At 63.5% G+C, this 10,531-nt stretch carries 16 protein-coding genes; 13 read left to right on the top strand and 3 right to left on the bottom strand.

Annotated elements, in window-relative coordinates; all coding sequences use genetic code 11:
* Window positions 1–2,470, top strand: a 2,470-nt coding sequence (locus WA904_RS04170; protein ID WP_425195864.1) for a beta strand repeat-containing protein, incomplete at its 5' end; no start/stop codon positions are given.
* Between the two features lie 150 nt (window positions 2,471–2,620).
* Here WA904_RS04170 and WA904_RS04165 read toward each other — a convergent pair.
* On the bottom strand, window positions 2,621–2,944 hold the full coding sequence (locus WA904_RS04165) for a low molecular weight protein tyrosine phosphatase family protein (RefSeq protein WP_425195863.1): 324 nt from the start codon (window positions 2,942–2,944) through the stop codon (window positions 2,621–2,623).
* A gap of 254 nt (window positions 2,945–3,198) precedes the next feature.
* Between WA904_RS04165 and WA904_RS04160 the strand changes: the two genes are divergently transcribed.
* From WA904_RS04160 to WA904_RS04115, 10 genes are all read left to right on the top strand, one after another.
* The gene (locus WA904_RS04160) at window positions 3,199–4,065 is read left to right on the top strand and encodes a MipA/OmpV family protein (RefSeq protein WP_425195862.1); all 867 of its coding nucleotides are present in this window, start codon (window positions 3,199–3,201) and stop codon (window positions 4,063–4,065) included.
* 28 nt (window positions 4,066–4,093) lie between these two features.
* A complete protein-coding gene (locus WA904_RS04155) occupies window positions 4,094–4,786 on the top strand; it encodes an aspartate/glutamate racemase family protein (protein WP_425195861.1) in 693 nt (230 codons plus the stop codon).
* Window positions 4,787–4,868: 82 nt separating this feature from the next.
* On the top strand, window positions 4,869–5,231 hold the full coding sequence (locus WA904_RS04150) for a DUF6559 family protein (protein ID WP_425195860.1): 363 nt from the start codon (window positions 4,869–4,871) through the stop codon (window positions 5,229–5,231).
* Window positions 5,232–5,239: 8 nt separating this feature from the next.
* The gene (locus WA904_RS04145; RefSeq protein WP_425195859.1) at window positions 5,240–5,659 is read left to right on the top strand and encodes a hypothetical protein; all 420 of its coding nucleotides are present in this window, start codon (window positions 5,240–5,242) and stop codon (window positions 5,657–5,659) included.
* A 24-nt stretch (window positions 5,660–5,683) separates the two neighbouring features.
* The gene (locus tag WA904_RS04140) at window positions 5,684–6,031 is read left to right on the top strand and encodes a DUF2200 domain-containing protein (RefSeq protein ID WP_425195858.1); all 348 of its coding nucleotides are present in this window, start codon (window positions 5,684–5,686) and stop codon (window positions 6,029–6,031) included.
* On the top strand, window positions 6,031–6,387 hold the full coding sequence (locus WA904_RS04135; RefSeq protein ID WP_425195857.1) for a hypothetical protein: 357 nt from the start codon (window positions 6,031–6,033) through the stop codon (window positions 6,385–6,387). The genes WA904_RS04140 and WA904_RS04135 overlap by 1 nt, the downstream gene beginning before the upstream one ends.
* Window positions 6,388–6,450: 63 nt before the next feature.
* Entirely contained in the window at window positions 6,451–6,867 is a 417-nt protein-coding gene (locus WA904_RS04130; protein ID WP_425195856.1) for a nuclear transport factor 2 family protein, read from the top strand.
* Window positions 6,868–6,920: 53 nt separating this feature from the next.
* Complete coding sequence (locus tag WA904_RS04125) at window positions 6,921–7,310, top strand: VOC family protein (protein WP_425195855.1); 390 nt, start codon at window positions 6,921–6,923, stop codon at window positions 7,308–7,310.
* A gap of 135 nt (window positions 7,311–7,445) precedes the next feature.
* Window positions 7,446–7,856, top strand: coding sequence for a DUF4259 domain-containing protein (locus tag WA904_RS04120; RefSeq protein ID WP_425195854.1), 411 nt, complete (start codon window positions 7,446–7,448; stop codon window positions 7,854–7,856).
* A gap of 48 nt (window positions 7,857–7,904) precedes the next feature.
* Entirely contained in the window at window positions 7,905–8,285 is a 381-nt protein-coding gene (locus WA904_RS04115; RefSeq protein ID WP_425195853.1) for a RidA family protein, read from the top strand.
* Between the two features lie 47 nt (window positions 8,286–8,332).
* On the opposite strand, the gene WA904_RS04110 is transcribed toward WA904_RS04115, so the two are convergent.
* Complete coding sequence (locus WA904_RS04110) at window positions 8,333–8,902, bottom strand: DUF1439 domain-containing protein (protein ID WP_425195852.1); 570 nt, start codon at window positions 8,900–8,902, stop codon at window positions 8,333–8,335.
* Window positions 8,903–9,059: 157 nt separating this feature from the next.
* Between WA904_RS04110 and WA904_RS04105 the strand changes: the two genes are divergently transcribed.
* Window positions 9,060–9,347: a hypothetical protein gene (locus tag WA904_RS04105; RefSeq protein WP_425195851.1), complete on the top strand. Its 288-nt coding sequence runs from the start codon at window positions 9,060–9,062 to the stop codon at window positions 9,345–9,347.
* A gap of 96 nt (window positions 9,348–9,443) precedes the next feature.
* Here the strand turns inward: WA904_RS04105 and WA904_RS04100 are convergent, their stop codons facing one another.
* The gene (locus WA904_RS04100; protein WP_425195850.1) at window positions 9,444–10,226 is read right to left on the bottom strand and encodes an SDR family oxidoreductase; all 783 of its coding nucleotides are present in this window, start codon (window positions 10,224–10,226) and stop codon (window positions 9,444–9,446) included.
* A gap of 123 nt (window positions 10,227–10,349) precedes the next feature.
* Here WA904_RS04100 and WA904_RS04095 point away from each other — a divergent pair.
* The coding region (locus tag WA904_RS04095; RefSeq protein ID WP_425195849.1) for a LysR family transcriptional regulator at window positions 10,350–10,531 on the top strand (182 nt) is incomplete at its 3' end.

Here is a 10,531-nt window from a genome sequence, read left to right as displayed (position 1 = left end):
GACCTACGCCACCGGCGCCGTCAGCGGCACCAGCGCCCTGGGCGGGCTGGCCGGCTCGGCCTCCGGCACGGTCACCAACAGCTACTGGGACACCGCCACGAGCGGGCAGGCCGCCAGCGCTGCCGGCACCGGCCGCACGACCGCGCAGATGCGCCAGCAGGCCACCTTTGCCGGATGGGACGTGGGTGCCACAGGCGGCACGTCCACCGTTTGGCGCATCTACGAAGGCATGACCGGCCCGCTGCTGCGCAACTTTTTGGTGGTGCAAAACGTGGCCAATGTGAGCGCGGTTTACAACGCGGCGACGCAGGCCGGCAGCGTGGTGGCGCCCTCGGGCACGCGCACCGGCACTGCCGCCAGTGGCCGCAACGTCGGCACCTACACCGCGTTTTCCGACCAACAGGGCCTGGACATCGTGGGCGGGCTGCTGACCATCACCCCGGTGGCGCTTACCGTGAGCGGCGTGACGGCCAACGACAAGGTCTACGACGGCGATGCCACCGCCACGCTGAACACCGGCGCGGCCGCGCTGAGCGGCGTGCTGGCCAGCGACAACGTAGTCATCAACCTCGCTGGTGCCACCGGCAGCTTCGCCGACAAAAACGTCGGCAATGCCAAGGCGGTGACCGTGACCGGCGCCGGTCTGCTGTCCGGCGCCGATGCGGGCAACTACACCGTCAGCAGCCCCGCCGGGCTGACGGCCAGCATCACACCCAAGGCGCTGACGGTCAGCGGCGTCACTGCCGGCAACAAGGTCTACGATGGCAACAGCACCGCCGCGCTGAACACCGGCGCGGCCGCGCTGTCGGGCGTGATAGGCGCTGACACCGTGGCGGTCAACCTGAGCGGCGTCACCGGCAGCTTTGCCGACAAGAACGTGGGCACGGCCAAGGCTGTGAACCTGAGCGGGACCGGCCTGCTGTCCGGCGCCGACGCCGGCAATTACAGCGTCAGCAATCCGGTCGGACTGGTGGCCGACGTCACGCCCAAGGCCCTGACCATCAGCGGCATCACGGCCAGCGACAAGGTCTACGACGGCAGCAACGCCGCCACCGTCAACACGGCCGGCGCAAGTTACGCGGGCCTGGTGACCGGCGATGCCCTGACCGTCAGCGCCACCGGCAGCTTTGGCGACAAGAACGTGGGCAACGGCAAAACCGTCACCTTGGCCAGCAGCTACGGCGGCGCCGACGTCGGCAACTACACCATCACCGGCCAGGCCTCCACCACGGCGAACATCACGCCCAAGGCGCTGACGGTCGGCGGTATCACGGCTGCGGACAAGATTTACGACGGCACGAACGCCGCGACCGTCAACACGACCGGCGCGACCTATGCCGGCCTGGTGAGTGGCGATGCCTTGACGGTCAGTGCCACCGGCAGCTTCGGCGACAAGAATGCAGCCAACGGCAAAACCGTCACGCTCGCCAGCAGCTACAGCGGTGCCGACGCCGGCAACTACAGCATCACCGGCCAGGGGACAACCACGGCCAGCATCACGCCCAAAGCGCTGGTGGTCAGCGGCATCACGGCCAGCGACAAGGTCTACGACGGCACGGCCGCCGCCATCGTCAACGCCACCGGCGCGACTTACACCGGCCTGATCGGCGGCGACGACCTTTCGGTGACCGTCACGGGGGCTTTTTCCGACAAACACGTGGCCAGCGGCAAAACCGTCACACTGGCCGGCAGCTACAGTGGCGCCGATGCCGGCAACTACGCCATCACCGGCCAGACCACGACCACCGCCAGCATCACGCCCGCCGCGCTGACGGTGACTGCGCAGGCCGACACGCGCGTCTACGACGGCACGACCACGTCGGTGGCCGCGCCTGTCATCACCGGCACGCTGTACGACACGGTTGGCAGCGCCGCCACACAGACCTTCGACAATAAAAATGCCGGCACCGGCAAGACACTGAGCGCCGCCGGCCTGGTGATGAACGATGGCAATGGGGGCAACAACTACAGCGTCAGCTATGTCGCCAACAACAGCGGTGTCATCACGCCAGCGTCGCTGTCGGTGATTGCCGATAACCAGGTCAAACAGGTTTACACCGTCGACCCATTGCTGACCTACCGCACAGGACCTTTCGCGGTGGGAGACAGTGCCGCTTCGGTGCTCAGCGGCAACCTCCAGCGCGTTACGGGGGAACAGCTTGGCTCGTACGCAATCAACCAGGGCTTGCTGGCCGCCAATGGCAACTACGTGATCAGCTACACCCCTGGAAGTTTGGCGATAACGGCGAAGCCTGCTGGCGGTCCGGCGCCCAGCACGCCTTATCAACAGACGCAGGCGCAGACACCCTTGCCTCCTCCCGAGCAGAGGCCGCTTCCGTCCTGTATCGCGTCGGACGGCCGCGGCAACTGTGCAGCTGAACTTCCGGTGAAGATAGTGGATGAAGGCCTGCGCATGCCGACGCTTGCCAGCGGTCCCGGCGTCAACCGGCCTGCCGTGGCCGCGCACTAGTGTTCCAGCCGCGCAGCGCGGCCGCCGCGGGAAACCTGTGCTTTGAAGAAAAGAGGTTGTTAGCCCTTATTTCATGGGCGCTACAAGCTATTGAAAATGTAGCAATACGATACGCATCAGGTTACGGCGGTTGCTGCGCTTCAATGCAGCTCAACGCAGATAAGGGGCGATTTTTTTCTCCAGCAGAGCGAGTAACTCGGGCTGCATGAAGGCGTAGTTGTCCGGGATGTCCAGGCAGATCAATTTCTTTCCCTTGAGCTGCGGCCTGAACTTCTGGCCCAGCTTGCTGCGATGGGAGCGCTCCATCACGAAGATCACATCGGCCCAGTGAATCTGCTCAGCCTCCAGCGGCGTCTCGGCATCGGGGGCAAGGCCGGCGGAATCCGTTTCCACACCCGGCCAGTGCGCAAACAGCTGCTCGGCGGTGGGGCTGCGCAGCCGGTTGCGGCTGCAGATGAAGAGTAAACGGCGCATCGCCCGCGATCTTAAGCTTCAGGCCTGGCTGGCCCGACGCACCACGTCGGCCAGCTATTCCACCAACACGTAACCGCAGGTTACTTGTGGCAGCAGGGCCACACGTCGCAGCGGAAATCACTGAAGCCGCCGAACGCGCGCGCGAAGCGTTTGCCCAATGCATCGGCATGCCGATATGCTTGAGTCTGTCGTGCGGAAAACGCCCTGAGCCAGGGGTTCCGGCATCTGTCCGTCCTTGCTTGCAGAAGGTCACCTTGAAAGTTCAACACGCTTCCTGTTGCGGCTTGGCCGCCCTGCTGCTGCTGGCCGCATCGCCCGCGGCGCTGGCGCAGATCCAGGGCGTGGCTGAAGAATCCACCGCAGGCACCGCGCAGCTTCCGCTGTGGGAAATCGGCCTGGTCGGCCTGGGCATGTCGCAGCAGGCCTACCCCGGTGCCTCGCAGCAGGTCGGCCGCGGCCTGGCCTTGCCCTATCTGATCTACCGCGGCAGGTTCTTGCGCGCCGACCGCGAGGGCCTGGGCATCCGCACCCTCAACACACCGCGCTTCGAGTTCGATATCGGTCTTGCCGCTGCTTTCGGTGCGCCTTCGGATGAGGTCGATGCGCGCCGCGGCATGCCGGATCTGGGCACCCTGGTCGAGTTCGGGCCGCGCCTCAAGTGGCACCTGGGCAGAGGGCCGGACGGCAGCAGCACGCGCGCCGAATTTGCGCTGCGCGGCGTGTTTGACCTGGACGACAGGCTCAGCCACAAGGGCATCTCGTTCGAACCCCGGCTGATCCACGAGTGGCGCGGCAGCGGCGGCTGGCGCTACAACGCCAGCGTGGGTGCGCTGCTGGGCAACCGGCGCCTGGCCGACACTTTTTACGGCGTTGCCCCCGCCTATGCCACGGCCGCCCGCCCCGCCTACACGGCTGAAAGCGGGCTGATTGCGTGGCGCCTGGGCGCCGGGGTGTCGCGCGAGCTCACACCGCAATTGCGCATCTTCGGTTTTGCCCACCTCGACACGGTGGCCGGTGCCGCCAACCGTGCCAGCCCGCTGGTGCAGCAGACCCTGGGCGGCAGTGTGGGCCTGGGTCTGACCTATACCTTTGCGCGTTCGTCCACGCTGGTGCTGGACTAGATTCAACGTTCAAAGGGTGGCCATCGCCATGCCCCTGCACATCGGAATCGTCGGCTGCTCCGCTGAAGGCGCAGCGCTGTGTTACCGCACCATCTGCGCCGAAGGTGCGCAGCTGCTTGGCCCGCACGCCCACCCCGAGGTTTCCATGCACACGCCTTCACTGGCCGACTACGTGGCCTGCCTGGACCGCGGCGATGTCGCCGGTGTGGGCGAGCTCATGCTGGCCTCCGCGCGCAAGCTGGCCGCCGCCGGGGCCGACTTCCTGGTCTGCCCTGACAACACCATCCACCAGGCCTTCGACCATGTGGCGCCTCGCTCGCCGCTGCGCTGGTTGCACATCGCCGACGTGGTGGCTGATGAAGCCGTCAGGCGCGGCTTTCGCCGCATCGGCATCACCGGCACCCGCTGGCTGGTGAACAGCGAGGTGTACCCGGAAAAATTCAGCGCGCGCGGCCTGCAGTACCTGCGCCCCACGGATGCCGAGCGCGACGAAACCGGCCGCATCATCATGGACGAGCTGGTGTGCGGCATCTTCAGGTCCGAGGCCGTGGCCAGTTTCCAGCGCGTGATTGAAAGAATGAAAAGCGAAGGCTGCGACGCAGTGGTCCTCGGCTGCACCGAGATCCCGCTCATCATCAACGATGCCAACTCCCCGCTGCCCACGCTGGACTCCACACGCCTGCTGGCGCGCGCGGCGCTGCAGTGCGCGGTATGCGCCTGAGCAGGTGCAGTGAAAGCGGTCGTCCAGGCCAGCGCAGCCTGGGCCGGATACATTACGTGGAACAAAAAGGGGAAGAGCCTGCATGCCAGCCTGCGCCATCAGTCCATCGGATCGCCGTAAACAAGTCAGCCTGGTGGGCAACGACCTGCTCAGGCATTACGGCAAGAAGCCTTACTACACCGTCGAGCAGGTCAAGAACGCCAACCGCCGGCAGGGCGTCTCGCCTGACTTTGGCTGCTGGTCGCACGCCACCTTCAACACCCACGAAGACTTCGACAGTTACCACCAATCCATCGGCGAGAGCTGCGACTACCTGTCCATGAAGGGCGATATGTTGTCCTCCGTCAGCACCGCCACCGACACTTCGTGGTTCGACCTGGACCTGTCATGGCTTCAGTTCCCCGACATTGATTTGTCGGTCTTTGATTTCTTTGACATCAGCTGAAGCCTTTCATGAACACCCCCGCCCGGCATCTCATCTTCCACGGCGCTATCGTGCTCCTGTTCGGCCTGCTTTGCGGCGGCCCCTATGCCGGTGCCATCAAACGCCAGGCCGCCGCGCACATCGTTCACTCCTGGCGCGTGGCCCATGCCAGTCTGCCCATGGGTGCAACGCTCATGCTTGCGGTCGGCGCGCTGCTGTCGCACCTGGCGGGTGGTGCGGCCCTGCACTGGTTTATCGCCGTCTCGCTCATCGTTTCGTCGTACGCCTTCTGTTTCGCACTGCCACTGGCCGCCATCGTCGGCCATCGCGGTTTGTCATCGGGTGGGCCGCTGTCGGCAAGGCTGGTGTTTGCGGGCAACGTGCTTGGTGCGTGGGCGTCGGGGCTGGCTTCTGCTGCGCTGGTGTATGCGGCTTATGTTTCGCTGTAGACAGTCGAAGCAAAGGAATGAAAGATGACCAGGCATAAAATTTTTACAACTGCGTTCTCCAAGGTGTATCCGCTGTACGTGAAGAAAGCGGAACGAAAGAATCGTACGAAAGACGAAGTTGACCAGATCATCCGCTGGTTGACCGGCTATAGCCAGGTCGGACTGGAGAAGCAGATCAGTCAACAGAACGACTTTGAATCCTTTTTCGCTCAAGCTCCCGCTATCCACCCAAATGCCTCGCTCATCAAAGGCGTTGTGTGTGGTGTTCGCGTGGAAGAAGTAGAAGATCCACTGATGCAACAGATCCGATACCTGGACAAGCTGATTGATGAGCTTGCGAAAGGTAAAGCGACGGAAAAGATCCTGCGGTGATGATCCGTCTCTCCGTAACCTATCTGGCCGGCCTCGTTGCCGGCTCCGTTCTGGTTGCCGCGTATGAAGCGCTCGCCTACTGGCGAGATGTGGAGTCAACAAGCGCAGTGGCAGCGGTGTGGCCGGGTGTGTTCCTGCTGCTGCTCGTGCTGTGGATCATCGAAGACAGCAAGGCATTCCCGGCTATCCAGAAACCGTTCGAATACGGCTTCCTTGTCTTCATGCTGGCGTTGCCGTACCTGCCGTACTATCTTTGGCGTACACGCCGCGCGTATGGCCTCCTCATGCTGGCCGGCTTCGTTGCGCTCTATTGCCTTGGTTACCTTGCTCAGCTGGCCATTTATGCTGCTAGCTGATTTTCGACATGGGCGTATATGCATCCGAACGTGTTTTGCGCGAATCAACCTTGGGAGCATGCCGTGTCATCCGAAGCAAACAAAAAATTGATGCAGGAGATCTTTGCCGAGATCGAAGACGGAAAAGGAGCTCTTTTCGTAGCTACGCTTGCCGACAACGTCGTCATGCGGGTGACTGGGCAGTACTCCTGGTCTCGCACGTTCGAAGGGAAAGAGTCCGTGCTGCGTGATCTCTACCGCTACGTCCAGAGCCTTGTCGAGCGGGGCTCCAGAACCATTCCCCTGCGATTTTTCGCGGATGGAGACTGCGTTATCGTGGAGGCTCGTGGCGACATGACGACCCGAAAGGGAGAGAAGTACGACAACGAGTACTGTCTTGTCTACCGTTTCGACGAGGGCAAGATTGTCGAAATGCGCGAGTACTGTGACTCCGTACTCTGCGAGCAGCGACTGGGCCTGTTCCCCACGGGCAAGACCTGACTCTCCGTTCAGCCCAATCTTCGACCGAAGCACAGATCAGAAAGAGTTCACCCATGGATCCCAAGTTACCGATACGCAGCCTCGACTACACCGTGATCTTTGCGCGCCAGATGCCGGCCATGCGCGAGTTCTATGGCACGGTGCTCGGCTTTCCCGTGCATAAAGAGCTGGGGTCGAAATGGATTGAATACCGGGTTGGGTCCAACACACTGGCCCTTACCGAGCGGGGCGCTGTGTTTGACGACCCGTCGCCGCCTGTGGGTGTGTTGTCGCTGCAGCTGGCGTTCCGTGTTGCGCCAGGCGAGGTTCTGACCTGTGCAAGTACGCTGAAAGAGCGTAACGTCAACATCATCTCGGGGCCCACGGACCAGCCCTGGGGGCACCGCACCCTGTTCTTCCGGGACCCTGACGGCAACGTCCTGGAGATCTATGCGGAGATCTAGCATGTAGTCGTTCGGGGCGGGCGGTGGCCACGCGGTGTGACCCTTCCAGCCAGGGGCGTTGGCGTCACTAACATGGCTTACATTTCATGCGGCGCATATCAAAGTCGGCAAAGTCAGACACGAAGGAGCTTTTCCATGGGTGCTTGGGCAATTGATGCACTGGGTAATGACGATGCCTGCGATTGGGCTTGCGGCCTTGACGAATGCAGTGATCTGTCACTTGTGGAGAAAACGCTGGACAAGGCGCTTTCAGATGGAGGCGAATATCTTGAGTCGCCGGACGCTTGCGAGGCGCTCGCCGCCATCGAAGTGATTGCCAGGCTTCAGGGCCACTGGGGAGACAGGAACGCCTACAGTGAGTCGATGGATGGGTGGGTCGAAAAAACCAGGCTCGTGCCAGACAAAGCGCTGGCGGAGAAGGCCCACAAAGTCATTGAAAGAATCCTCGCCGACGACTCTGAATTGAAAGAGCTGTGGCAAGAATCGGAAGAGTTCGACGCGTGGGAGGCATCGGTCAAAAACCTCGCGGGCCGGGTCCATGTCTGACGCTGCGCATGTGGACTCTTCCTCACCGCCGTACCCGAAAGAAGCACGATGACCCGCCAAATAGTATTCACCCCCAAGGCAGCCAAACCGCCACCTTCATACAGCCAGGCAGTCAAGGCCGCGGGCCTGGTTTTTGTCTCGGGCACAAGCCCGGCTGACCCTGCCACGGGCGCTTTCAAGGGCACCACCATTCAGGAGCAAACCCGGCAGTGCCTGACCAACATACAGGCCATTCTTGAAGAAGCGGGCAGCTCCCTGGACAAGATCGTCAGCGTTACCGTCGTGCTGGCGGACGAAGACGACTTCGGGGGAATGAATGAGGAGTGGCTCAAGTGGTTTCCTTCGAATCCACCGGCGCGCCAGGGCGCCAAGCTGCCTGCGCGTGTTCCTGGCCTGAAGGTGTCCATTGCGGCCATTGCCGAGGCCTGACGCTTTCATCCCCGGGCAGCCAAGCCTTTCCCCGCAGCTGACGCTGCTCAGCGCAGCGGCTTGTTCACGAAACCGATCACCAGCCCCTTGGGCGTGACGGTGATGCTGCCCGGCTCCAGCCCCAGACCGTCGGCCAGCATCAGGTCTTTGGGCTCCAGCTTGTGCAGCACCACTTCCTGCAGTGTCTGGCTGGCGAGGGTCGGGCCGTAGGCTTCCAGCAGTGCCGCTGGCCCTGGCGGCAGGCCGGCCAGGCGCAGTGTGTTGAAGCGCAGCTGGTGCGCACGCACTGTCTGGTCGCTGGCCTCGTAGCGCAGCGCAAAGTCCACGTCGAAAGTGCCAGTCGAACTGTTGGCCAGTGCCGGGCCGGCTGCGTCCACCACCATCTCGGTGCCCAGGCGGTTTTGCTGGGGCAGCAGACGCAGGCGCGGTGCCTGCAGAGTCAGGTTCAGCAGCTCGCCCATCGCATAACGCCGCGGGAAGCGCTGCGCCACCGCTTCCTGCAGCTGCTCTGCCGTCACCGTGTACTTTGGCTGGGCGTGTGCATGTGGCGTCGCGAGCAGGCCCGCACCCAGGGCCAAACACGCGGCGAATGCCAATAACAAGCTTTTGCGTTTCATCCGTGTCCTTCGCCAAAACATTCATTGTGACCACGGCGGCGCAGGCACACCTTGTAACCTGCGACACGTCCTTGCCACATGTACGACACACCCGCGATACCCGGCGCGCGCTGAATGAAGAGTCCCGCCGCCCTGCCGGCGAGTGTCAGGAGACATGATGAACACGATGAAAACGGCGCTGCTGCTTTTGGCGACCGCAACCCTGTCTGGTTGCGCGGTGTATCCGGCAGCACCTGTCTATGAAAGTTATCCCGCGGTGCCTTATGGGGTGGTGCCGCCCACCTATATTTATGGTGGCGCCGTGTACCCCTACGGCAGCTACCGCGCTTATCCGCGGGGTGACCACCGCCAGCCCCGTGCGGTGCCGCACCCGGGCCATGGCGCAGATGAACACATCCACAGGCGTCTGCGTGAAGGGCCGCGCTTTCCGCACGACAGGTGGTAGCCTCCGGGTTTCATAAGCCAAATCGGGCTCAAGCCCTTATCTGTCGGGCGCAAGAAGCTATCAAAACAGGAGCATTTGCCTGACGCCCCAAGTTGCTTAGGCCGAGAAGCCGCCATCAATCATCAGGCTGGCCCCCGTCACCATGCCGGCTTCCGGCCCGGCCAGGTAGGCCACCATGCCGGCAATTTCGTCCGGGTGCGCGTGGCGCGCCACGGCCATCAGCCCGTGCATGCTGCTGGCCATGGGGCCGTCGGCGGGGTTCAGGTCGGTGTTGACCGGGCCGGGCTGCACGTTGTTGACGGTGATGCCGCGCGGACCCAGGTCACGCGCCATTCCGCGCGTCAGGCCGGCAACAGCTGCCTTGCTCATCGCGTACACGCCGCCGCCGGCCCAGGGCATGCGTTCGGCGTTGGTGCTGCCGATGGTGATGACGCGTCCATACGCGCCGCCCTGGCCCATGTGGCGCGCGGCCGCCTGCGTGGCGACAAACACGGCGCGCACATTCACCGCCAGGGTTTTGTCGAGGTCGGCGAGCGTGAAGCTGTCGAAGGGGCCCATCAGCCCCACACCAGCGTTGTTGACCAGGATGTCGAGTCGGCCCAGTTTGCCGGCGGCTTCGTCCACGGCGGCGGTCAATGCCGCGGCATCGGCGCTGTCGGCGCGCAGCGCCAGGGCGCGGCCGCCTGCGGCCTCGATGGTTTTGGCCAGCGCCCTGGCGGCGCCTTCTGCGTTGGTATAGGTGAAGGCCACGGCGGCACCGTCGCGCGCCAGGCGCTGCACGATGGCCGCGCCAATGCCGCGCGAGCCGCCGGTCACAAAGGCGGCTTTTCCGGCCAGCACGGTGGTGGTGGAAAGAGGGGTGGAAGCGGGGGTAGACATGGTGTTTTCTCCGGATGGCAAAGGGTTGAAAGAAGGAACAAGGCCAGTGTTCCTTTTTCATTGCCTGCGCGGTAGCCATGAAAGTGCTGGATTAGTTTCAGCCCTGAGTTGAAAATGGCGGCCATGCAGCCCCTCAGCCACATTGAGTCATTCGTCAAATCCGCCGAGTCCGGCAGCTTTTCCGCGGCCGCGCGCCTGCTGGGGCTGACGCCTGCCGCCGTCAGCAAAAACGTCGCGCGGCTCGAAGCCAGCCTGGGCGTGCGCCTGTTCCAGCGCAGCACCCGCCGCCTGACGCTGACCGAGGG

The organism is Polaromonas sp. (genome assembly GCF_049790275.1).
Lineage (GTDB): Bacteria > Pseudomonadota > Gammaproteobacteria > Burkholderiales > Burkholderiaceae_C > Polaromonas.
The sequence above is the reverse complement of the archived record's forward strand: the minus strand, read 5'-3'. Positions and strand labels throughout refer to the sequence as shown.

Coding starts and splice junctions, on each gene's coding strand:
- WA904_RS04115 (WP_425195853.1), top strand. CDS start 7,905: ATGACCCGCCAAATAGTATTCACCCCCAAGGCAGCCAAACCGCCACCT.
- WA904_RS04135 (WP_425195857.1), top strand. CDS start 6,031: ATGATCCGTCTCTCCGTAACCTATCTGGCCGGCCTCGTTGCCGGCTCC.
- WA904_RS04150 (WP_425195860.1), top strand. CDS start 4,869: ATGCCAGCCTGCGCCATCAGTCCATCGGATCGCCGTAAACAAGTCAGC.
- WA904_RS04140 (WP_425195858.1), top strand. CDS start 5,684: ATGACCAGGCATAAAATTTTTACAACTGCGTTCTCCAAGGTGTATCCG.
- WA904_RS04105 (WP_425195851.1), top strand. CDS start 9,060: ATGAACACGATGAAAACGGCGCTGCTGCTTTTGGCGACCGCAACCCTG.
- WA904_RS04155 (WP_425195861.1), top strand. CDS start 4,094: ATGCCCCTGCACATCGGAATCGTCGGCTGCTCCGCTGAAGGCGCAGCG.
- WA904_RS04120 (WP_425195854.1), top strand. CDS start 7,446: ATGGGTGCTTGGGCAATTGATGCACTGGGTAATGACGATGCCTGCGAT.
- WA904_RS04145 (WP_425195859.1), top strand. CDS start 5,240: ATGAACACCCCCGCCCGGCATCTCATCTTCCACGGCGCTATCGTGCTC.
- WA904_RS04110 (WP_425195852.1), bottom strand. CDS start 8,902: ATGAAACGCAAAAGCTTGTTATTGGCATTCGCCGCGTGTTTGGCCCTG.
- WA904_RS04100 (WP_425195850.1), bottom strand. CDS start 10,226: ATGTCTACCCCCGCTTCCACCCCTCTTTCCACCACCACCGTGCTGGCC.
- WA904_RS04165 (WP_425195863.1), bottom strand. CDS start 2,944: ATGCGCCGTTTACTCTTCATCTGCAGCCGCAACCGGCTGCGCAGCCCC.
- WA904_RS04125 (WP_425195855.1), top strand. CDS start 6,921: ATGGATCCCAAGTTACCGATACGCAGCCTCGACTACACCGTGATCTTT.